Genomic DNA, 21391 nt, shown 5'->3' with positions numbered 1-21391 from the left:
CGCAGCGGCTTCTGCCGCTGTGACGTGTTGCAACGACTGTATTGCAGCCCCACGTCGTCATGGCTTGCGCCGGCGATCCGCACGGTATGAGCGGGCGCACTATCATTCGTCCCCATTATATTTTTTTGTTATTTAATGGGGACAGCGATGGTTTTGGTGGCTACAATTAAATCAGTCCTAGCCTGGAGACTCTGCTCATGTCCGATAAGCCCACCCATGCATTGCCGTCGTATCTGGATGCCGCACATGTAGGCCCTTGGGGTATCTACCTTCAACAAGTCGACCGCGTCACCCCCTACCTGGGGTCGCTGGCACGTTGGGTAGAAACCTTGAAGCGGCCCAAGCGCGCCCTGATCGTCGATGTGCCTATCGAACTGGACAACGGCAGCGTTGCCCACTTTGAAGGGTACCGGGTGCAGCACAACACATCGCGCGGGCCGGGCAAGGGAGGGGTGCGGTTTCACCAGGACGTCACGCTGTCCGAGGTCATGGCCCTGGCCGCCTGGATGTCGATCAAGAATGCCGCGGTGAACCTGCCCTATGGCGGCGCCAAGGGGGGCATCCGGGTCGACCCGCGCCAGCTCTCGATGGCCGAGCTTGAACGCATGACGCGCCGCTATACCTCGGAAATCGGCGTCATCATCGGCCCCACCAAGGATATTCCCGCGCCCGACGTGAACACCAACGCGCAGACGATGGCGTGGATGATGGACACGTACTCGATGAACGAAGGCTCCACTTCCACCGGCGTGGTCACCGGCAAGCCGATATCGCTTGGCGGAAGCCTGGGCCGGGTCGAGGCTACCGGACGCGGCGTGTACGTCACCGCGTGCGAAGCGGCACGGGACCGCAACATCGACGTTTCGCAAGCCACTGTCATCGTGCAGGGCTTCGGTAACGTGGGTGGCACGGCGGCCCGCCTGTTCCATGAAACCGGGGCCAAGGTTATTGCGGTGCAAGACCATACGGGCACGGTATACAACGCCGCGGGCTTGGACGTGCACAAGCTGTTGTCGCATGTGTCGCAAAAGGGCGGTGTGGCCGGTTTCAGCGGCGGCGAGGCCCTGGACAACGCGCAGTTCTGGGAACTGGAAACCGATTTCCTCATTCCGGCCGCTCTGGAAGGGCAGATCAACGAGTCCAATGCGCACAAGGTGCGCGCCAAGATCGTGGTCGAGGGGGCCAACGGCCCCACCACGCCCGAGGCCGACGATATTCTCAACGACAACGGCGTATATGTGGTGCCCGATGTGCTGGCCAACGCCGGCGGCGTGACGGTCAGCTATTTCGAGTGGGTGCAGGACTTCTCGAGCTTTTTCTGGAGCGAAGAGGAAATCAACCACCGCCTCGAGCGCCTGATGCGCGAAGCCTATTCGGCCGTATCGCAGATGGCCAAGGAACATAAGGTGACGCTGCGCACCGCGGCGTTCATCGTGGCTTGCACGCGCATTCTGCAGGCGCGTCAGGTACGCGGGCTGTACCCCTGAGGCCGCCGCCAAGGCCGTGGGGGTTCGGGCCGGCGCCTTCGGGCGCCGGTTTTTTCATGCCGCCGGCATGAATTCGGGCCGCAGCACGCCGTGCAGTTCACTGTAGGGGATCAGCAATTCGGGCTGGCCATGCGAATACGGTGCGATGGAATAGGCGTCGTACTTGATGACCATGCCTTCGGGGGTAAGCGCGAAATTATCGCTTTCCTGGAACGGCCACATGCGGTTGTAGGTTTGCGGATCGCGCTGCGCGTCTTCGTTGCGGGTGAGCCAGGCGGCGTGAGCCCGGCGCAAGGCCTCGACGTATGCGGTCCGGCCGCCGGGCAGCAGGGCTTCGTCCAGCGCCAGCACGCGGTTCTGGTCGCGCTGCCAGTTCAGGTATTGCGTGGCAGGTATCCCGTGCGCCGCGCCCGTCAAATATTGTCCGGTGTGCAGTTCGAGCGCGATGATGTTGCCGCTGACGGCCTTGACGCTTGCCTTGAAGATTGTGCTGTCGCGCGACTGGGCGGTTTGCCAGAAGTATTGCGCATACTCGGCCAGGGTGCCGTAGGGCCGCGGCCGGTCGGGATCCACACCCGTCATGTAGGCCAGCACGTGGTCGACCAGTTCGGTCAGCCTGGGAATGTCCGGAAAGGCGACGCTGTCGATCTCGATACGCGGACACTGGCCTTCGCAGCCGGGCCTGGTGCCCTGCCATTGGATCTTCTCGACAGCAAGCCCGGCGACTTGCGCTTCGGTCTTGGCGGGTTGCGGCGTGGCGGATGGCAGGCTGATTGTGTCGGCCGGCGCGCTGGCGCAGCCGGCCAGCACTGCGAGCGCGGCGCCGGCCAGGCCGGCGCGGGCGTGCGTCAGGGCGCGGAATAACGGGAAGTGGCGTTGCATCAAGGTACCAGGGCTGTCCATTCGGGGGTCGAGAATTTTTCGCGGGCCTGCAGGCGCGCTTGTTCCAGCGTGCTTGCGTCCAACTGCACGGGTTGCAGCGTCGCCAGGCTGCCGAACGTCTGCAACATGCGTTCGATGATGGCATCGCGCGCCAGGCCGGTTTGGGTGCGCAGCGGATCGACCCGCTTCTTGGCGCTGGTGGTGCCCTTGTCTGACAGTTTTTCGCGTCCGATGCGCAGCACCTGCACCATTTTGTCGGCGTCGATGTCGTACGACATGGTGACATGGTGCAGCACCGCGCCGCTGCGGCGCGCCTGAGCTGCGCCGCCGATCTTGCCGCCTTCCGAGGTTATGTCGTTCAGCGGCTGGTACCAGGCCTTGATGCCCAGATCATGCAGCGCACGTATTACCCAGCCGTCGAGGAATTCGTACGACTGCTGGAAGGTCAGGCCCTGCACCAGCGCCTGGGGCACGCTGAGCGAATAGGTGATGGTGTTGCCGGGTTCCACGAACATCGCGCCGCCGCCGCTGACCCGGCGCACCACGGTGACGCCGTGTCGCCTTGCGCCGTCGGGGTCGACCTCGTTTTTCAGCGACTGGAAGCGCCCGATAATCACGGCCGGCTCGGACCATTCCCAGATGCGCAGCGTGGGCGGGCGCAGGCCCGCGCCCACCTCGTCGGTTATGACGGCGTCCAGTGCCATGTGCAGCGCGGGGGGCTGCGGGCCTTCGTGGACCAGCTGCCATGAATAGTCGTTCCAGTGGGTACGGGTGCTCATGCAAGGGCTCTGCGGATGGTGACGGCCACGGCCTGGGGCGTGAAGCCGAAAAGTTCGGCCTCGGCAGGCAGGCCATCTTGTACGGCCCGTGCAAGGCGGGCTTCGTCGGCGTCGGCGGGCAGGCCTTCCAGCGCCTGGTTGATGAGATCGAGCGCGTCGGGGGGCTCGAGGAAAAAATCGCCGCTCAGGCGTACGTTGGCCAGCTTGCCGTTCTGGACATCAAGATCGACGACCACCAGCTTGCCGCCAGGAACTTTGTATTCTCCGTGCATTGACGTAAGACTCCGGATCAGCCCGCCAGTTCCAGCTTCATGCCTTCATGGGTGGCGGCAAAGCCAAGCGATTCGTAGAAGCGCCGCGCCTCGGCGCGCTTTTTGTCGGTAGTGAGCTGGACCAGGCCGCAACCGCGGTCGCGGCACACCTGGATGGCCCACTGGAACATCGCGCGGCCGGTGCCGGCGCCACGTTCGGCCGCCGCCACGCGCACGCTTTCGATCTGCCCGCGCCACATGCCGCGCCGCGACAAGCCCGGTATGAAGCTGAGCTGCAGGCAGCCCACCACGCGGCCGTCGCGTTCGGCAACCGCCAGCAGCTGGTTGGCGTCGCGCTCGATGGCCGCGTAGGCTTGCACATAGCAGTCGCTGGCCGGCATGGCGGGGTCTTCGCGCCGGTTTCCCAGCACGTCGTCGGCCAGCAGCGCGACGATGGCGTCCAGATCGGTGGGGCGTGCGGGCCGGAATTGCAAGCCAGTATCGGTACTCATGCAGGAACGACGGGTTATTGCAGACAGGCAAGCTTAGCGCACTTGCTGCGATGTCTGGCCGAACAGGATGCGGCGCGATTCTTCGGTGTGTACCGAAGGCGCGGTGTTGATTTCCGCGGCCTTTTCATACGCGCGCCTGGTGGCCGGCCGGGCCTCGATGGCGTGAAACCAGCGTTTGAGATGCGGAAAATCATCCAGGTTCTGCCCCTGGCGTTCGTGCGGGACGATCCACGGGTAAGCCGCCATGTCCGCGATCGAATAATCGCCCGCCACAAACTCGCGATCGGCCAGGCGCTTGTTCAGCACGCCATACAGACGGTTGGTTTCATTGACGTAGCGATCGATGGCGTAGGGAATGCGTTCGGGCGCGTACACCGAGAAATGGTGGTTCTGGCCCGCCATCGGCCCCAGGCCGCCCATCTGCCAGAACAGCCATTGCAAGGTGTCGGCCCGGCCGCGCATATCCCGCGCAATGAATTGGCCTGTTTTGTCTGCCAGATAGAGCAGGATGGCGCCCGACTCGAACAGCGACACCGGCTCGCCGCCATCGGCCGGCTGCCGGTCCACAATGGCGGGTATGCGATTGTTGGGCGCAATGGCCAGGAAATGCGGCTGGAATTGTTCGCCTTTGCTGATGTTGACGGGGTGGATCCGGTACGGCAGGCCGGTTTCCTCCAGAAACATGGTGATCTTGTGACCGTTGGGCGTAGTCCAGTAATAGAGATCGATCATTGAGCGGTTCCTTGCTATGCCGTCGCGGCTGGCGGCGTCAGGTGGGCTGTCCATGATAGCGGGCCGGGGTTGCGGCATGCCGCAAGCCCCGGCCGGCAACGGGGGTATGCGGGGGCGCCCTCAGGCCGCGTCCGCCGGGCGCGCGCAGGCGGACCGGCCTGGCGCCGCCGGGCCCCAGTTCATGCTGACGCCGGCCGCGGCCACCAGTATCAAGCCCACGCCGGCCATCTGCAGCCAGGCCATGCGCTGGCCGTAGAGCGCGTAATCCAGGATGATGGCCGTCGCCGGGTAGATAAAGGCCAGCGCCGCGACCGAGGTGGTCGGCAATTTCTGGATGGCCGAGTACAGCAGAATGTAGGTCAGGGTGGTGTGCACCAGCCCGATGGCTACCAGTGCTCCCCATTCGGCCGGTTCCCCAGGCAGCGCGCTCCAGTCTGCCATAGGCAGCAACAGCAGCGCGCCCAGGCTGACCTGCACCAGCGCCAGCACGTGGGGAGCAATATGCCTGAGCCGCTTCACAATGATGGACGTCACCGCGTACAGCGCTCCGGCGCCCAGCGCGAGCCCCAGTCCGGTCAGGTAGCTGCCGGCCTGGGCAAGGTCTGCGGACTCGATGCGCAGCACCAGCACCAGCCCGCCGAACGCGACCGCCGACCAGCTGAGCTTGCCCAGGCCGGGGCGTTCGCCCAGGAAGATCGCGCCAAGCGCGATCAGGAAAAACGGCTGGAAGTTGTACACCGCGGTGGCCAGAGATATCGAGGCGAGCGGGTACGCCGCGAACAGCAACACCCAGTTCAAGACGATTGCCACGCCGGCCAGCAGGGTCCAGCCGAAAGTGGCCGGCGTAAAAATGCCCGGGCGCAGCAGGCCGCGCGCCAGGCAGTACACCAACAGCCCTACGGCGCCGAACACGCAACGCAGGAACACCACGTTCCAGGCGCTTTGCCCCGACTCCAGCACAAAGACTCCCACGGTGCCCGATATTCCCATGGCAGCGGCCATCTGGACCAGGCCGCCGCGTTCACTGTTTGGCTTCATTGCAGTTCTCCCGCTGGGGCATCGATGAGCGATGCCGGCAAGAAAAATTATCCCAGGCCAATGCGCGGCGTAATATAACTATCGTATTGAATGTTCGCCGAGAAACCTTTTTTTATTAGGGAAATAATCGCATGAGCCTAACAAGCGAAAATGCCGTCCTGGATGGCATCGATCGCCGCCTGCTCGAGATGCTGGCGGCCAATGCACGCGTCACCACCGCGCAGCTGGCGCGGCAGGTAGGCATGTCGCCGCCCAGTGTGGCCGACCGCGTGCGCAGGCTCGAAGAGGCCGGCATCCTGCGCGGATATACGGTAGACGTAGACCCTGTCGCGTTGGGCTATACGCTGACGGCCATTGTGCGCATACGCCCGCTGCCCGGGCAGTTGCGCAAGGTAGAAAAGCTGATCGCGGGCATCGGCCAGTTTGTCGAATGCGACAAGGTGACGGGCGACGACTGTTTCATTGCCCGGTTGCTGCTGCAGTCGATTTCGCAACTCGACGCGGTGCTGGACCGCATCAACGAATGTGCGCAGACCAATACCGCCATCGTCAAGGCCACCACCGTGCGGCGGCGTTTGCCGCCGCTGCAGGGGCAGCGCGCATAGCGCCCGCGATGGCGGTCAGGTGGAAGCGTCGCAGGCCCGCACGATGTCGTCCTTCAGAGCCGCCGGCTTGTCAGTGGGCGCATAGCGCCTGATGACACGCCCGTCGCGCCCCACCAGGAACTTGGTGAAGTTCCACTTGATGGCTTCCGTGCCCAGCACGCCCGGCTTTTCCCCCTTGAGCCAGCGGAACAGCGGGTGGGCATGGGCGCCATTGACTTCGACCTTGGCGAACATCGGAAACGTCACGCCGTACTCGCGACTGCAGAATTCGCCGATGGTCGCCTCGTCGCCGGGCTCCTGGTTGCCGAACTGGTTGCAGGGAAAGCCCAGCACGGTGAGGCCCGACGCGCGATAGTCCCGGTACAGTGCCTCGAGGCCGGCGTATTGCGGCGTAAAGCCGCATTTCGACGCCACGTTCACCACCAGCAGCACCTGTCCGCGATAGATCTCCAGGGGCTGCTCGTTGCCGCCCAGGTCGGTGGCCGAAAATTCGTAGATAGTGCTCATGGGCGTACCTCTGTTATAGGAAAGCCGCTGCTGCGGTGGGCGCTGCGCCAGTGTAATGCGCGAGTAGGGCCGCTTAAACCAATTGCAGGTCTTGTGGTTCGACACCCGGAAAGACTTCTTGCAGGCGGCGGCCGTCCAGGCCATACAGGCGCGCGAACAGGCCGGCGAACACGGCGCGATAGTCGTTCAGGACGGGGTAGTCACGGTCCTGGTGCAGCGTGTCGGGGCGTACTTCTACCTGGTTTCCGGCCACGCGGCCGCCGCGCACGCCGCCGCCCAGTACCCAATACACGGTTCCATGCCCATGGTCGGTGCCCTTGCTGCCATTTTCGCGGAACGTGCGACCGAACTCGCTGATGACCACCACCGTGGTGTCGCGCCAGGCAGGGCCCATCGCGGCCTTGTAAGAAACCAGGGCGCGGCCGAGCTGCCCCAGCTTGCTGGCGAGCGTGCCCTGTACGCCGCCTTGGGCCACGTGAGTATCCCATCCCCCAACGTCCAGAAAGCCCAGGTTGTAGCGCTCGGCCATCAGGCGGCCCACGCGCGTCGCCTCGCGTTCAAGCTGGCTGCCCGGAATGGCTTTGCCATTGGCCTGTTGCATTTCTTGTTCGAGTTCGCGGCGCGCGATGGCGCTCAGTTCGATGCCTTCATTCACCGCTGCGCTGAACTCGGTATCGCGGTACATCTGGCCGATGGCCTCGGTGCGGCTTGCACCCAATATCTGACGGCCCGTCCGGCCTGCCAGATCGATGTTCGGCACTGGAAGCGCACCACGCCAGATCTGCGGCACGTCCGTCGTAAATGACACAGGGCGCGTCGTATCCCTGCCCAGCGTCTCTGCCAGGCGATTCAGAAATCCATTGCGGTAGCGGTTGCGGGGGGCAGCGGGTTGGCCCAGCTCAATGGCGTTCTGTGTGGCGAAATGGCTGCGACTGAGGTCGTCGGTGCCGGCGAAAGGAATGAAGGCCAGCTCGCGCGCCTTGTACAACGGCGCCAGCGTGGCTTGCATGGCAGGATGCAGGCCCCAGCCGTCGGTCAGCGCCAGCGCGGCGTCGGCGTCATCGCCCGGTCGCGGGATGGCGATAGTGGGCCGGGATTCATAGTAAAAGTCGCTCGAAACCGGTATGAGCAGGCTGCTGCTGTCGTACGCGCCGCGCATGAACACGACCAGCAGCCGGGGCGCGCCTTGCGGCGCGGCGAACAGGTGGGTGCCAAGCAAGGCCAGAGGAGCGCTTGCTGCGAATTTGAGCAGGTCTCGTCGTTGCATCATCGTATCCGGCGCAGGCCTATCTGCGCATGAATTCAGGGGAAGCCAGCAGGTAAGTGTTGGCGTCTTGTATCGTCCGAGCTGACTCGATGGCCTGCCGCGTGGCGGGCGATAGTGCTTCGTAGCGCTGTGTGCGTTTATAGATCTCGGGCAGGCTCGGAACAGGAGGCAACTGCACAGGGGGCTTTTGGCCGGCTGCCTGGTAGAAGCGCCCTGGCGCCACGATCACGCGCCGCGCCCAGTCAAAACGGCTTGTAAGTTGGCCCGATCCCGACCATTCGGACTGGGTCAACGGGTAACCGTCAGGCGTAATGCGCCTGTATAGCGGCTGGCCAAGCCGGTTGAGCCATTGATTGGCTGTATCCACGCGCGCCACCGGAGGAAATTCGGCATACGCCAGGCGCAGCGACGAATAGACGTAATGCATCGGGTCTTTGAATTTTCCGGCATCCAATGACGCAATGAACGGCTGCGATGCAAACAGGGTGCGCAAGGTGGCCGCGATATCTCCGTCGCTGGACTGGAATGTCTTGGCCATCGCGGCCACCAGATCGTCGGGAGGGCGGTCAGCCACGAAAAACTGGGCCAGCTTTCGGCTGATGTGGCGCGCCGTTGCCGGATGACGCGCCAGGATATCTATCGCTTCGTCTACTTCGGCAAGACCGGTCCCCGCGATCTTCCGCTGTAGAAACAGCTTGTCTCCGTAGTCGTGAAAGCGTGGGTTGAACAGGAAATTGCCTTCCTGCACGACTTGGCTCCGGAGTTCGGCCGGCACTTTGGGAGGGGTACTGCGATAGTTGACCCCCAGGCCGGTCAGGATACGCGCCAGTTCCTGCACGTCTTTTTGTGAGTAGCCGCCGTCCACGCCCAGCGTGTGCAGTTCCATCAGCTCGCGCGCATAGTTTTCGTTGATACGGCCGGCGCGGTTGTAATGGTTATCCAGATACAACAGCATGGACGGAGAACGGACGGTCGCGGCCAGCAGGTCGTGAAACCTGCCCAGGGCGTGTGGCCGTACCGCGCGGTCTTCATAGTCGGCCAGCGCAACCCCGACGTGGCCCTTGGGGGCGTACATGTTGAAGTGGTTCATCCAGAACCAGGTCATTTGCTCGTGCAGCTGGTTCGACGAATACAGAGCGCGCCAGGTGGTGCGCCGTGCGGTGTCTGCAGCGCGAGTGCTGGCGATCGCCTGCATCCGCCGGCGCATCGCCGTCTTTTCGGGGCCATCAGGCATATCTCGCAGCAACTGCCGGTATTCGCTGATCTTGGCGAATGCCGCCGACGCGCTCTGTTGCGAAATCGTCAGGCGGTCGATGTAGCCTTGTATGGCCCGGGGCAGCTGTGGCGTGGCCGGGGCCGAAAGCTGCGCATCGATATAGCCCTGCGTTCCCAATTTGCGGGCGCGTTCGAACTCAGCTGGCGTAAATCCCCAGGTCAGGCGGTCGACCAGGGCGGGCAGCGCCGCAGGGTCGATGGCGGGCGGGGCCGCCGCGGCGGGCGCTGCCGCCCATGCGGCACACCAGGCCAACGCCGCAGCCCAGTAGATCAGGCGACGAACCGATATCACCGTGTTCCCTCGTAGAAAGCGTTGCTGCGTACATGCCGCAGCAGCATTGCTGTTCAGACTATCATGGGCCAGGCAATGGCCTATCGGCCTTGATACGCCCTGACACAGTTGGTTCAGTCTTGCTGTGAGGCGGGGCAGGAGAGGAAACATGCATGATTTGGTAGATCGGCTGCAGGCCATGCTGGCCAAAGGCCAGGACAACTTGCTTTTGCGTTTCTCGCTGGGCAAAGCTTATGCCGAGCGGGAAGAGTTCGACACCGCGGCCATGCATCTGCGCGCCGCGCTCGAGTTCGATCCGAGCTACTCCGTGGCCTGGAAATGGCTGGGCAAGGCCTTGCAGGGGCAGGGCGATGTCGATGGCGCCCGCGCAGCGTGGCAATCGGGCATTGACGCGGCCAGCGCGCGCGGCGACCAGCAGGTGGTGAAAGAGCTGCAGGTGTTTCTCAAGCGGCTGGACAAGGCGGCAAACCGGTGAACCCGCCCGGATGGAGACCCGGGCCGGCGCCGGCGGTTCGTTGTTGACGCGCGGGCCGGCCGGTTATGTAATCGCCGGGAGTCAGGCGCAGCGAGATGGAAGACCGATGGACGATGCACCGCAGTACACCGACGGCCAGGCGTGGCACAGCAAGACCGGCCGGGATGCCCTGCAGGGGCTTTGGCGCCTGCTGGATATGCCCGACGAAGCGATGGACTACATCGATCTTTCCGGTGGCGAGCCGGCGCTGCCGTCGTCGTTCGCAGTGGGCGTGGCCGCGCAGGCCAGCATGGCGGCCGCCGCGCTGGCCGCGGCAGAACTGTGGCATTTGCGGGGTGGCAGGCGGCAGCGGGTGGCCGTGGACATGCTGCATGCCGCGCATGAATGCCGCAGCTATTTCACACTGGATGGCGTGGCGCCCGATGTGCACGACAAGCTTACCGGTGTGTATCGGTGCGGCGACGGCGGATGGGTGCGCATCCATGCCAACTTCGCGCATCACCGGGACGGGGCGCTGGCCTTGCTTGGCCTGCCCGCCGGGCCGGCCACCGGGCGCGAGCAGGTCGAGCAGGCATTGTCAAAGTGGCGGGCGCTCGATTTCGAGGACCGCGCCGCCGAGGCCGGCCTGGTGGTCTCTGCCATGCGCACCTTCGAACAATGGGACCGTCACCCGCAGGGGCTGGCCCTGGCCGGACAGCCGCCCGTCACTATCGAGCGCATCGGGCACGCCGACCCGCGCCCCTTGCCCCGCTACGGGCACGACGCCCGTCCGCTCAAAGACATACGGGTGCTCGACCTGACGCGCATCATCGCAGGGCCTGTGTGCGGGCGGGCCCTGGCCGCATATGGCGCGGACGTCATGCTGATCAACTCGCCCCGCCTGCCCAATATCGACACCATTGCCGAGACCAGCCGGGGCAAGCTGTCGGTGCACGCCGATCTCGAAACCGCCGATGGCCGCATCGCGCTGGCCAACCTGCTGCGCAGCGCGCATATTTTCGTGCAAGGGTATCGGCCCGGCGCCATGCCATCGCTGGGCTTTGGCCCGGAAGAAGCGGCGCGCATGCGGCCGGGCATCGTATATGTGTCGCTGTCCGCCTACGGCAATAGCGGCCCGTGGGCGGGGCGGCGCGGCTTCGATTCGCTGGTGCAGACCGCCACCGGTTTCAACCATGCCGAAGGCCTGGCGGCCGGTGTTTGCGCGCCTCGGCCCATGCCTCTGCAGATCCTGGACCACGCATCCGGTTACCTGATGGCCTACGGCGCCCAGGCGGCGCTGGCGCGCCAGGCCACGGAAGGAGGCTCGTGGCACGTGCGGGTATCGCTGGCACAGACGGCGGGGTGGCTGCGCTCGCTGGGCCGCGTACCGGGCGGCCTGCAGATCGCCACGCCTCCCATCGACGGCTTCCTGGAGCAGGAAACGTCCGGCTTCGGCCAATTGGCTGCGGTGCGGCATGCCGCGCAGTTTTCCCTGACGCCGGCGCGCTGGGCGCGGCCGTCGATGCCGCCCGGATCGCACCCCACGGTGTGGCCCTTCAGCTAGGGTTCGCCGCCTGCCTGCGGGCCGCTGAATTGGGTAGACTGTTGGTTTGGCATAGGAGCTCGTATGTCTGCGACCATTTATCACAATCCCAGGTGCAGCACGTCGCGCAACGTGTTGCAAATGATCCGCGATGCCGGCATCGAACCCACTGTTATCGAATACCTGAAATCGCCGCCGTCGCGCCAGACTCTGGCTGGCCTTATCCAGCAGTCGGGGCTGACAGTGCGCGAAGCGGTGCGCACCAAAGAATCGCTTTACCAGGAACTGGGGCTGGACGCCGAAGGGGTATCCGACAGCGATTTGCTGGACGCCATGGCCGACAACCCCATTCTCATCAACCGGCCGTTCGTGGTCACCGAACAGGGCGCACGCCTGTGCCGCCCCGCCGAGCGCGTGCTCGAAATCCTGCCTGGCGCAACGCGCTGATTGCGCTGGCCCAGCCGCCCTAGCGGCGGCTGGCGGGGTGGGCTGCGCGCCAGTCGCGCAGCGCCTGCAGCGTATTGCCTACATGGCGGTCGGGGCTCATGTCTGTGTAGGCGTAAAGAATCCTGCTGTCCGGCGTGATCACGTACGACACCCGCTTGGCATATTCCGGCCGCCTGTCGTGTACGGCGTCATAAGCCTTCATGACCGTCCGGTCTTCGTCGGCAGCTACCGCGAATTTGCCGCGGCATTCGCTTACCGAGAACTTCTTCAGAGTGTCGATATCGTCGGCCGACACGCCGATGACGGTTGCCCCCAGCGACTTGTACTCGTCTACGGCTTCGGCAAAATTGCGCGCCTCGATTGTGCAGCCCTGCGTGAATGCCGCCGGATAGAAATACAGCACCACCGGTCCGCGGGCCAGCGCCTGGCTGAGCGTAAAGGTGTAGGCTTGCCCGCCCAGCGAGGCCGGGACGGTAAAGTCGGGGGCCCGGGCGCCCGCCGGCAATTCGGCGTGCGCGGCGCTGGCGACGGACAGGCCCAGCGTCAGCGCCAGCAAGGCAATAACAGGCTTCATGGTGGTTTCCCGGGTACGTGGCCGCGGCGCCGCTCATTGGCAGCGGCGCTCATGTTCCTCATGCTAGCACCGCCTGGCCGGCTGCGAACCAAGAAAAAGGGCCCGTCTGTGCGGGCCCATGCTTGCGGATGCCGATGCGCGGCGTCAGTTCCAGCGGCCGCCCGGGCTCGCGAGGCTGAAGCGCCCGGCGCCCATGAAGGCCACCGCCAGCCCGCTGAACAGGAACATGCCTTGCAGTTCCAGGGCCCAGCCGCCTTGCGGGGTCATGCTGAACAACTGCCCCATGTGCGCCAGGAAGATCGCAAATACCATGTTGATGGCGATCAGCAGGCCGCCAATGCGGCTATAGATGCCCAGTATCACCAGCAGCGGCGCGATAACCTCGCCGATATAGGCGCCATAGGCCACGAAGCCCGGCAACCCGTGCGACGACAGCATGCCGGATATGCCACCCACGCCCCCCGACAATTTCGCCAGGCCGTGCAACAGCACCAGGATGCCCACGCTCAGGCGCAGGATGAGCTTGCCGGTATCGTCAGATTTCATCATGGAAAATTCTCTTGTGTTTGTTGATGGGCCGCGGCAGCTGGCCGCAGTGGCGCAGGGGCTTATTCGCGGGCGCAGTCATTATTGCAAATCTTCCATGAATGGCAATAGGCGGGGCAGGACAGCGTCGAGCCGCCCGGGACCCGTCGTGCGTCTTTTCTGCTAAGGTCGTAGCAAGGCCGGTGGGCCGGCCTGAAGGAGGCCTGTTCATGTCCAAAGTCATGTCCGACCCCTGGTGCTCCGGCGTGATTCCGCCTTATATGCTGGATCGCCTGGCGCGGCACGCCAGTCCGCGGGTGCGCCAACGCGCGCTGGCCACGCTGCACATCGACCGGCAGGAGCGCAGCTTGCGCCCCACGCGGGCGACGCTGCTGGCCCAGCGTCAGGCGCCGGGCGCCGCGTTGCACCCGCCAGGCCAGGTTCAGCGCGCCGTCTACAGCGCAGCCCACGGTACCGCGCTGCCAGGCCAGCTGGTGCGAACAGAAGGGCAGCCGCCCAGCGGCGACCTTGCGGCAGACGAGGCATACGCGCACCTGGGCGCTACGTACGAGTTCTTCTGGAAGGTATACCGGCGCCACTCCATCGACAACGCGGGCCTGCCCCTGGTGGGCACCGTGCATTACGGCGAAGACTACGACAACGCGTTCTGGAACGGCACGCAGATGGTGTTTGGCGACGGCGACGGCGAAATATTCAACCGCTTTACGGTGGCCGTGGAAATCGTGGGCCACGAGCTCGCCCATGGCGTGATCGACCACGAGGCAGCCCTGCAATACCAGGGCCAGTCGGGGGCGCTGAATGAATCCCTGTCGGATGTGTTCGGCGTGCTGGTCAAGCAATACCAGGCCGGCCAGCGGGCGGACCAGGCCGACTGGCTGGTCGGCGCCGGCCTGTTCACGCAGGCGGTCAATGCCAAGGCGTTGCGCTCGATGGCCCAGCCCGGCTCGGCCTACGATGACCCGGCGCTGGGCAAGGACCCGCAACCCGCGCATATGCGCGACTATGTACATACATCCGACGACAACGGCGGCGTGCATATCAACTCGGGCATTCCCAACCGGGCGTTCTACCTGGCGGCCACTGCCCTGGGCGGCCCGGCCTGGGAACGTGCGGGCCGCGTCTGGTATGACGTCCTGCGCGACAGGCGCCTGGGCGCCCAGGCCGACTTCGCCACCTTTGCCCGGTTGACGGTGGATGCCGCGAGCGCCGACGCCGCAACCCGCCAGGCTGTCAGCGACGCCTGGCGCCAGGTGGGGGTGCTGCCGTGATCGAATTGCCGCCGCTGTCAGAGGCGACCTGGGTGCGTGTGTCGCGGCAGGGCGGCATCGCCTATATACCCGCACGCGCCGCGCCGCGCGATTTCGATTTGCGGCAATGCCCGGAAGACTTGCGGCGCGAAGTGTGCCAGGCGCTGCAGCAGGCCGCGCCGCTGGCAGGCCCGGAAGATGCGCCGGGGGGCGACCAGCGCTATTTCCGCATAGAGATCGAGTTTGTCGGCCGCGCGCCCGGCGTGCAGTTTCAGGTGCCCGAGGCCCGGGCGCCTGATGGGTTGGTGCGGCTGTGGAAGCGCGGCTAGCGCGCGGGCAAGGCGCGTTTATTTCACCAGGGTGACCGGCACCGGGGCCAGCGCGATGACCTTGTGGGCCACCGAACCCAGCAACAGCCCGGGCAGGGCGCTGAGTCCGCGCGTGCCCATGACGATATGGTCGCAGGCGTGCGACCGCGCATAATCGGCAATGACTTGCGCCGACTGGCCGGCCTGTACGGTCACATGCAGGGCCAGGCCCGATTGTTCGGCGATTTTTCGTGCTTCGTCCAGCGCCTTGGCGCCTTCTTCGTTGTAGTAGTCGTGGACTTCCTGCTTGCTCAGGAACATGCGTGCGTGGCCCGACAGGATGGGCAGCGGGGCGTTGAGCAAATGCAGTTCGGCGTCGGCATGCTGGCCTGCCATGGTGATGGCGGTTTTCAATGCACGCAGGGCGCAATCGGAACCATCGATGGGAACAAGGATCTTGAACATGGCAGCTCCGTATAGGATGAATGCAATTGGGAATTGCTAATCCAGCATAGCGAATCGTCTCAATGGGCGCTTGATATAAATCAAAAGTTTCAAGCCGAAGGGCCGGTCTCGATACGCGGACTGTCGCCGGACAGGCTGCCGGTGTCCAGGTAGGACGATGCCTGCGCGGTACCCAGCGAGTTGCGCACCCATACCAGCTCAGCGGCCACGGCGACGGCAATTTCGGCCGGCGTGCGGCTGGCGATGCGCAGCCCCACCGGCCCGTGCAGGCGCGCAATGTGCGCATCGTCGAGGTCGAACTGGCGCAGGCGTTCGCGGCGCTTGGCCTGGTTGGCGCGCGAACCCAGGGCGCCAACATAGAAGGCCGGCGACTTGAGGGCCTCGAGCAGGGCCATGTCGTCGAGCTTGGGGTCGTGGGTCAGGGCGACGATGGCGGTGCGGGCGTCCACGCCGATTTCGAGCACGGCATCGTCGGGCATGCTGGTAAGCAGGGTGCAGTGCGGCACATCCCACTCGGCGTGCACTTCTTCGCGCGGATCGCACACCAGGACGCGGAAGTCGAGCATCGTGGCGATGCCGCCGAGCGCGCGTGCGGTCTGATTGGCGCCGATGATCAGCAGCCGCCATTGCGGCCCGTAGACAGCGCGCAGGATCCGGCCGTCGAAATCCGGGCCGTCGGCTGGATCGGCTGCCGTCACCGAGCAGGCGCCGGTGTGCAGATCCAGCGTGCGCGCGACCAGTCGCTGGGCGTCGATGGCCGCCAGCACAGGAGCCAGCCATTGCGCGCCGTCCAGCGGTTCGACGACCAGGCGCAGCGTGCCGCCGCAAGGCAGGCCAAAGCGGGCCGCCTCGTCGCTGGTGACGCCGTAGGTGACGCGCTCGGGCTTGTCGGGAAGCTGCCCGGCCCGGGCGCGGTTGGAAAGATCGTCTTCCACGCAACCGCCGGATACCGAGCCAGCCATGCGCCCATCGGCCCGCAGCGCCATCAGAGCGCCTGCCTGCCGCGGGGCTGAGCCCCAGGTCTGGGCCACGGTAGCCAGGTGCACTTTGTGGCCCTGGGCTATCCAGTCGCGCGCCTGGCGCAGTACGTCCATATCGAGGGGATTCATGAGCTTGAGTCTCCTGTGAGCAGGTCTTGGGGGACGTCGATATCCATCAGGATGCCGGGGTCATCGCAGTTGATTTCAAGCGCGCCGTGGCGCGCCACCAGGGCCCGGGCGCCAGAATCGCCTTCGAGCCCAGCGAGTTCGTGCAGGAAGGCGGCGCCAAATACCACGGGGTGGCCGCGCCTGCCCTGGTATGCGGGCGCCACGATGCGATCCGGGCCGGCGTGTTGCAGCAGCTGGTGCAGCGTGCTGGCGCGTACCCAGGGCATGTCGGCCAGCGCGACGACGCAGCCGGGCAGTTGGCCGCCAGGAGCCGGGCGGGCCAGCAAATGGCGGGCGGCGGCGGCCAGAGAGATGCCCATGCCGCGCGGCGGGGGCGGCGCCTGCAGAAGGGAGCAGCCCAGGCGCGACAGCATGGTGGCGAGTTCCGGCGGCTGGCCGCCTACCACCGCGATCGTATCGGGCAAGACGGAAAGCAAGGTGGACGCACTGGCCTGCGCCACCGCGCGGCCATCGAGCAGCGCGGCGAGCAGCTTGTGGGCGCCGTCGCCGTCGTGCGGGCGCGCAGCGCGGAATCGCGAGCCTTCGCCGGCCGCGAGCAATACCCCCACGCAATAATGTGCTGCCACCTGACCGGCCCTGTTCCATCGCACCCGAACGTTCGAGAATAGGCCCGCGCACAGGACACCGTCAACCCGGCTGCCGGCCAGCGGGCACGGGCGTCGGGCCGCCATGCCGCGCTATTGCGGTGGCGCCACAGGCCTCAGGGGCAGGTTCAGCAGACCCGCGAGGGTGCGCGCGTCCCTCGGCGCCTTGACCTTGATGTCGTTGTCGAAATAGCAATAGATGTCGCGCGGGCCGTAGGCGCGCCCGGGGCGCGGCCCGGCGCGCCGCGCATCACGCGGCTCTTTGCCGTGCGACCAGGCGCGGATGCGGCTGGCCCAGCGCTTCAATGCTTCATCGGTATAGCCGCTGGCGTACAGTTCCTTGTCGCCGTGCAGCCGCAGATACGCGAAGTCGGCGGTGGGGTCTTCCAGCAGCGGCCATTTGCCGGCGGTATCGGCGGTGACCAGTGCGACGTTATGGGCGCGCAGCATCTGCACGAACTCCGGGCAGGCGAAACTCTCGTGGCGGATCTCGACGGCGTGGCGCACCGGGCGGCGCGGGCCGGGATCCAGCGCGGCACGCCCGGCCATGCGCTCGTCGTGCCGCGCCGCCAGCCGTGCCGCCGCGTCGGTGTCGGCCGGCAGCAGCGACAGGAAATGCTCGAAACGCTCCGGGTCGAATGGCATCGACGGCGGAAACTGCCACAGTATCGGGCCCAGTTTTTCCTGCAGTTCGAACAGGCCCGAGGCCAGGAAATTCGCCAGGGGTGTATCGATATCTCGCAGCCGCAACCGGTGGGTGATGTAGCGCGTGCCCTTGACGCTGAACATGAACCCGCCAGGCGTGGCGTCGCGCCAGCGCGCGAACCACTCCGGCCGCTGCAGCGAATAGAACGTGCCGTTGATCTCGATAGTGGGCACCTGATGCGAGGCGTACGTGAGTTCCTGCGCTTGCGGCAGGTCGTCGGGATAGAAAGTGCCGCGCCAGGGCGCATAGCGCCAGCCGGAAATACCTATCCGGATGGCGCTGGGGTGTGCGGACGGTCGGGTCATGGCGTGACCCGCCAGCAAGAATCGGGCCGCCTCCGGCGGCCCCGCGCCTACAGTTCGAGCACGATCTTCTTGCCCGCCGCGCGCGAACAACACGACATCATCTTCGAGTTGGAGGCCCGTTCGCCGCGGGTAAGCACCACATCGCGATGATCGACGTCGCCGGCAAGCACGCGGACCTCGCACGAGCCGCACAGGCCTTCTTCGCAGTCGCTCTGGACATCGATATTGGCGGCGCGCAGCGCCGCCAGCAGCGTCTGGTCCGCCGCCACGTGGACGACCAGGCCCGAGTCCCTGAGTTCTGCGTCGAACGCGTGCTCGCGGGACGGATCCAGTTTGCCGGCCGAGGAATGAAAATGCTCGACACGCAGCGCGTCTTCCGGCCAGCCGCGATCGGCACAGGCGGTGGCCAGCGCATCCAGCATGCGTTGCGGCCCGCATGCGTAGATCTGGGCATCGGCGGGCGCGCGTTCCAGCAGGGCACGGAAGTCGTTGCGCCGCTGCTCGTCCGATACATAGACATGCAGACGGTCGCCATGCAGGCCGGCCAGCTCGTCCAGCATCGCCATGCCGGCGCGTGTACGGCCGCTGTAGTGCAGCTGGTAGTCGATGCCTTGTTCGCGGGCTGCGCGCGCCATGGCGCTGATAGGCGTAATGCCAATGCCGCCCGCCACCAACAGCACATGCCGGGCGTCGGGGTCGAGCCGGAAATGGTTGCGGGGGCCGCGGATGCGCAGCCTGTCGCCAGGCCGGACATGGCTGTGCACCCATTGCGAACCGCCGCGTCCCGCCGGTTCGCGCAGCACGGCTATTTCGAAACTGGTGCTGTCGGCAGGATCGCCACACAGGGAATACTGCCGCGACATGCCGGTGTCGCCGCATTCGATGTCGATATGCGCGCCGGGCGCCCAGCGCGGCAGGGGTGACCCATCCAGGCTGGCCAGGCGCAGCCGCACGATGTCGCGGCAGGCGGGTTCTACGTGTTGCACCACCACGGTACGCGTGATGGCATGGACGGTGGGTTCGCCGATGCGCGCCGGGTGCTGTATGTGCAGCAATTCCGGGCGTTGACGTTCGGGGTTGAGCGCCGGGTTCCATTCCACCCACAGGTGCTCCGGGCCTCGGAACGAGGTGTTGGGCAGGTAGGTGAACTGCTGTTCGGCGAGCCGCATGTGCGGCAGCCGCCGCGTGAACTCCTGCAGAAAGATCTGCATCTCCATGCGGGCCAGGTTCTTGCCCATGCATTGATGCGCGCCGTAGCCGAAGGTGAGCTGGTCAGTGGCGTTCTCGCGCCGGATGTCGAACAGGTCGGCGTCGGCAAAGTGCCGTTCGTCATGGTTGGCCGACGAGGACACAATGAGCAGCCTGGCGCCTGCCGGAATCTTCACGCCGGAAATTTCCACGTCTTTGGTGGCCAGCCGCCGCCATGCCGCCACCGATCCGTTGTGACGCAGGCATTCCTCTACGGCATTGGGAATCAGGCCCGGGTCTTCGCAGATGTCGCGCCAGGCCTGGGGGTGCTGCAGCAGCAGCTTCATGGCGTTGGCCGACGCGTTGGCGGTGGTTTCATGGGCGGCCACGATGCCCGCCATCATCATCGAATGCAGATATGAGTCCGTGACGATATCCGGATGCTCTTTCTGCTTGCGTATGCCGTACTGCATCCATCCGGGGCCCGACGGATCGCGCCGCATTTTCTCGAGCACCTTGCCGGCGAACTGCCAGAAGTTGCCCACGGCGTGCGCCACCGCCACCTGTTCCTCCGGCCTGGGGCGGCCCCACGTGTTCACGGTGTGCGCAATGGAGTATTTGCGCAGCATGTCCATGTCTTCTTCGGGCACGCCCAGGAAGTGCAGGGCCACGGTCAGCGGAACTTCCCAAAGAATCTGGTCGACCAGGTCGGCGCGGCCGTCATCGATGAAGCGGTCGACATACTCGCGCGTCAGGCGCCGCACCAACGGTTCGTGATGCTTGAGCGCGGCGGGCGTAAAGGGTTCCATCAGCACGCGCCGCCGCGGCATGTGCGCGGGTTCGTCTTCGTTGACCAGCGTGCGGTTCATCGCATAGCCGTACGATTCCAGCACGGCATTGGCCTCGGGGCCCGTAGGGGTGATTTTTTCCAGGGCGATCGACGGGCTGAAGGTCAGGTTGTCGCGGAAGATCGCCTTGATGTCGTCATAGCGCGTCACGACCCAGTAGCCCAGCCTGGGGCTGTAGAACACCGGCTCCTGTTCCCGCGCCCAGCGCAGGTATTCGGGCGGGTCCTGTTGATAGGCATCGCCAAAAGGGTCGAACTCCGCGGCGCGCGGACTGACGGGGCAGCCCGCGCCGGACGCGGTGTGGTCGATGGGGCAGCCCGAAGGGCGAGCCGTTTCGATCGGGGTCATGACGGGCGAACCTCAGTCCAGCTTGATGTTCAGGTCCTGGATCAGCTTGTGCCAGCGGGCGCGTTCCCGTTGCAGCAGGGCGTTGAACTCTGCCGGGGTGTCGCCCACGGGCTCTATGCCGAAATCCACCAGGCGCTTATTGACGGCGGGGTCGTTGATCGTCGCCACCAATTGCTTGTTCAGGGCGTCAATGACTGCCGGCGCTGTCTTGGCGGGCACCACCAGCCCCACCAGGGCGGCGGCCTCGACATTCTTGTAGCCCAGCTCGGCAAAGGTGGGCACATCGGGCAGCTGGGGCAGGCGGGTGGGGTTGGCCACCGCCAGGGGGCGCACCTTGCCTGCCTTGATAAAGCCGGCCCCGGCGGCCATGTCCACCATCATCGCGGGCACCTGGCCCGCGGCCAGGTCGCTCAGCGCCGGGGCGGCGCCCCGATACGGCACGTGCACCATGTTATTCAGGCCGGTCTCGACCTTGAACAGCTCCATGGCCAGGTGGTGCGGGCTGCCAGCCCCGGCCGAAGCGAAGTTCATGCCGCTTTGCTTGCCGCGCGCCTCATCGATGAAGGCCTTGACGTCGGTGGCCTTGCTGGCCGGGCCCACCACCAGAATCATGGGGAACTTGCCCATCAGGGACACGGGCGCCAGGTCTTGGGCCGGGTTGTACGACAGCTGCTTGTAGAGCACCGGGTTGAATACCAGCGTGCCGTTGTCGGCCGACAGCATGGTGTAGCCATCGGGCGCCGCGCGCGCGGTGTCGGACGCACCGATAGCCGTGTTGCCGCCCGGCTTGTTGTCCACCACGACGGGTTGGCCGATGCGCTCCGACAGCGCCTGCCCGATGGTGCGGGCCAGGAAATCAGAGCCGCCGCCGGCGGCATAGGGCACGATCCAGCGCAGCGGCTTGCTGGGGTAATCCTGGGCGGCTGCGCCGGCAGGCGCCAGCATCGGCAGGGCTAGCAGCCCGATGGTCATCAGGGTCTTGCGCAGGGACATAGTCTCTCTCCAGAGGGATGCGCGGCGGGGCGCGGTTCT

The 21391-nt window shown here is 65.6% G+C and carries 24 protein-coding genes; 7 read left to right on the top strand and 17 right to left on the bottom strand.

The features are described from left to right. Positions 1–197: 197 nt before the first annotated feature. The gene (locus tag CAL19_RS08685) at positions 198–1487 is read left to right on the top strand and encodes a Glu/Leu/Phe/Val family dehydrogenase (protein WP_094796577.1); all 1290 of its coding nucleotides are present in this window, start codon (positions 198–200) and stop codon (positions 1485–1487) included. Between the two features lie 54 nt (positions 1488–1541). Here CAL19_RS08685 and CAL19_RS08680 read toward each other — a convergent pair whose 3' ends face one another. The 6 genes from CAL19_RS08680 to CAL19_RS08655 all read right to left on the bottom strand — a co-directional run bounded on the left by CAL19_RS08680 (position 1542) and on the right by CAL19_RS08655 (position 5681). Then, positions 1542–2369: a DUF3298 domain-containing protein gene (locus CAL19_RS08680; protein ID WP_094796576.1), complete on the bottom strand. Its 828-nt coding sequence runs from the start codon at positions 2367–2369 to the stop codon at positions 1542–1544. After that, positions 2369–3148, bottom strand: a complete 780-nt coding sequence (locus CAL19_RS08675; protein ID WP_094796575.1) for a lipoate--protein ligase family protein — start codon at positions 3146–3148, stop codon at positions 2369–2371. Before CAL19_RS08675 ends, CAL19_RS08680 begins: the two co-directional genes overlap by 1 nt. After that, positions 3145–3420: a lipoate protein ligase C-terminal domain-containing protein gene (locus CAL19_RS08670; RefSeq protein WP_038852006.1), complete on the bottom strand. Its 276-nt coding sequence runs from the start codon at positions 3418–3420 to the stop codon at positions 3145–3147. The genes CAL19_RS08675 and CAL19_RS08670 overlap by 4 nt, the downstream gene beginning before the upstream one ends. A 17-nt stretch (positions 3421–3437) precedes the next feature. Further along, the gene (locus CAL19_RS08665) at positions 3438–3911 is read right to left on the bottom strand and encodes a GNAT family N-acetyltransferase (protein ID WP_094796574.1); all 474 of its coding nucleotides are present in this window, start codon (positions 3909–3911) and stop codon (positions 3438–3440) included. 33 nt (positions 3912–3944) lie between these two features. After that, positions 3945–4643: a glutathione binding-like protein gene (locus CAL19_RS08660; protein WP_026638583.1), complete on the bottom strand. Its 699-nt coding sequence runs from the start codon at positions 4641–4643 to the stop codon at positions 3945–3947. A gap of 120 nt (positions 4644–4763) precedes the next feature. Next, positions 4764–5681, bottom strand: a complete 918-nt coding sequence (locus CAL19_RS08655) for a DMT family transporter (protein ID WP_094796573.1) — start codon at positions 5679–5681, stop codon at positions 4764–4766. Positions 5682–5812: 131 nt separating this feature from the next. On the opposite strand from CAL19_RS08655, the gene CAL19_RS08650 reads away from it, so the two are divergent. Continuing rightward, positions 5813–6286, top strand: a complete 474-nt coding sequence (locus CAL19_RS08650; protein ID WP_094796572.1) for an Lrp/AsnC family transcriptional regulator — start codon at positions 5813–5815, stop codon at positions 6284–6286. Positions 6287–6301: 15 nt separating this feature from the next. Here the strand turns inward: CAL19_RS08650 and CAL19_RS08645 are convergent, their stop codons facing one another. The 3 genes from CAL19_RS08645 to CAL19_RS08635 form a co-directional block, all read right to left on the bottom strand. Then, complete coding sequence (locus tag CAL19_RS08645; RefSeq protein WP_026638581.1) at positions 6302–6793, bottom strand: glutathione peroxidase; 492 nt, start codon at positions 6791–6793, stop codon at positions 6302–6304. Between the two features lie 73 nt (positions 6794–6866). Beyond that, positions 6867–8060: a DUF1501 domain-containing protein gene (locus tag CAL19_RS08640; RefSeq protein ID WP_094796756.1), complete on the bottom strand. Its 1194-nt coding sequence runs from the start codon at positions 8058–8060 to the stop codon at positions 6867–6869. 19 nt (positions 8061–8079) lie between these two features. Further along, positions 8080–9627 carry a DUF1800 domain-containing protein gene (locus tag CAL19_RS08635; protein ID WP_249276279.1) on the bottom strand — a complete coding sequence of 516 codons (1548 nt, stop codon included), beginning with the start codon at positions 9625–9627 and terminating at the stop codon, positions 8080–8082. Positions 9628–9775: 148 nt separating this feature from the next. On the opposite strand from CAL19_RS08635, the gene CAL19_RS08630 reads away from it, so the two are divergent. The 3 genes from CAL19_RS08630 (at position 9776) to arsC (ending at position 12071) form a co-directional block, all read left to right on the top strand. Beyond that, complete coding sequence (locus tag CAL19_RS08630) at positions 9776–10102, top strand: tetratricopeptide repeat protein (RefSeq protein WP_094796570.1); 327 nt, start codon at positions 9776–9778, stop codon at positions 10100–10102. Between the two features lie 106 nt (positions 10103–10208). Next, the gene (locus tag CAL19_RS08625; RefSeq protein WP_094796569.1) at positions 10209–11645 is read left to right on the top strand and encodes a CoA transferase; all 1437 of its coding nucleotides are present in this window, start codon (positions 10209–10211) and stop codon (positions 11643–11645) included. 63 nt (positions 11646–11708) lie between these two features. Further along, positions 11709–12071 (top strand): arsenate reductase (glutaredoxin), encoded by a 363-nt coding sequence (gene arsC / locus CAL19_RS08620; RefSeq protein ID WP_094796568.1) that lies wholly within the window; start codon positions 11709–11711, stop codon positions 12069–12071. Between the two features lie 19 nt (positions 12072–12090). Here the strand turns inward: arsC and CAL19_RS08615 are convergent, their stop codons facing one another. Both CAL19_RS08615 and CAL19_RS08610 read right to left on the bottom strand, forming a co-directional pair. Then, complete coding sequence (locus CAL19_RS08615; RefSeq protein ID WP_094796567.1) at positions 12091–12645, bottom strand: peroxiredoxin; 555 nt, start codon at positions 12643–12645, stop codon at positions 12091–12093. A gap of 144 nt (positions 12646–12789) precedes the next feature. After that, complete coding sequence (locus CAL19_RS08610) at positions 12790–13194, bottom strand: DoxX family protein (RefSeq protein WP_026638574.1); 405 nt, start codon at positions 13192–13194, stop codon at positions 12790–12792. 206 nt (positions 13195–13400) lie between these two features. Here CAL19_RS08610 and CAL19_RS08605 point away from each other — a divergent pair, with 206 nt between their 5' ends. Next, a complete protein-coding gene (locus tag CAL19_RS08605; protein WP_094796566.1) occupies positions 13401–14459 on the top strand; it encodes a M4 family metallopeptidase in 1059 nt (352 codons plus the stop codon). Next, positions 14456–14767 carry a protealysin inhibitor emfourin gene (locus CAL19_RS08600; protein ID WP_094796565.1) on the top strand — a complete coding sequence of 104 codons (312 nt, stop codon included), beginning with the start codon at positions 14456–14458 and terminating at the stop codon, positions 14765–14767. Before CAL19_RS08605 ends, CAL19_RS08600 begins: the two co-directional genes overlap by 4 nt. 18 nt (positions 14768–14785) lie before the next feature. Here the strand turns inward: CAL19_RS08600 and CAL19_RS08595 are convergent, their stop codons facing one another. The 6 genes from CAL19_RS08595 to CAL19_RS08570 all read right to left on the bottom strand — a co-directional run bounded on the left by CAL19_RS08595 (position 14786) and on the right by CAL19_RS08570 (position 21331). Further along, positions 14786–15211, bottom strand: a complete 426-nt coding sequence (locus CAL19_RS08595) for a universal stress protein (RefSeq protein WP_026638571.1) — start codon at positions 15209–15211, stop codon at positions 14786–14788. A gap of 89 nt (positions 15212–15300) precedes the next feature. Next, positions 15301–16320, bottom strand: coding sequence for an XdhC family protein (locus tag CAL19_RS08590; RefSeq protein WP_094796564.1), 1020 nt, complete (start codon positions 16318–16320; stop codon positions 15301–15303). After that, positions 16317–16928, bottom strand: coding sequence for a nucleotidyltransferase family protein (locus tag CAL19_RS08585; protein ID WP_249276278.1), 612 nt, complete (start codon positions 16926–16928; stop codon positions 16317–16319). The genes CAL19_RS08590 and CAL19_RS08585 overlap by 4 nt, the downstream gene beginning before the upstream one ends. Before the next feature lie 129 nt (positions 16929–17057). Continuing rightward, entirely contained in the window at positions 17058–17975 is a 918-nt protein-coding gene (locus CAL19_RS08580; protein WP_094796562.1) for a DUF72 domain-containing protein, read from the bottom strand. Positions 17976–18022: 47 nt separating this feature from the next. Next, positions 18023–20359: a cytochrome P450/oxidoreductase gene (locus CAL19_RS08575; RefSeq protein ID WP_094796561.1), complete on the bottom strand. Its 2337-nt coding sequence runs from the start codon at positions 20357–20359 to the stop codon at positions 18023–18025. 12 nt (positions 20360–20371) lie between these two features. Further along, positions 20372–21331, bottom strand: coding sequence for a Bug family tripartite tricarboxylate transporter substrate binding protein (locus tag CAL19_RS08570; RefSeq protein WP_249276290.1), 960 nt, complete (start codon positions 21329–21331; stop codon positions 20372–20374). Between the last annotated feature and the right edge of the window lie 60 nt (positions 21332–21391).

The organism is Bordetella genomosp. 7 (assembly GCF_002261265.1).
In the GTDB taxonomy this organism is placed as follows: Bacteria; Pseudomonadota; Gammaproteobacteria; order Burkholderiales; family Burkholderiaceae_B; genus Bordetella_A.
This window is presented reverse-complemented; position numbering and strand designations above follow the sequence as displayed.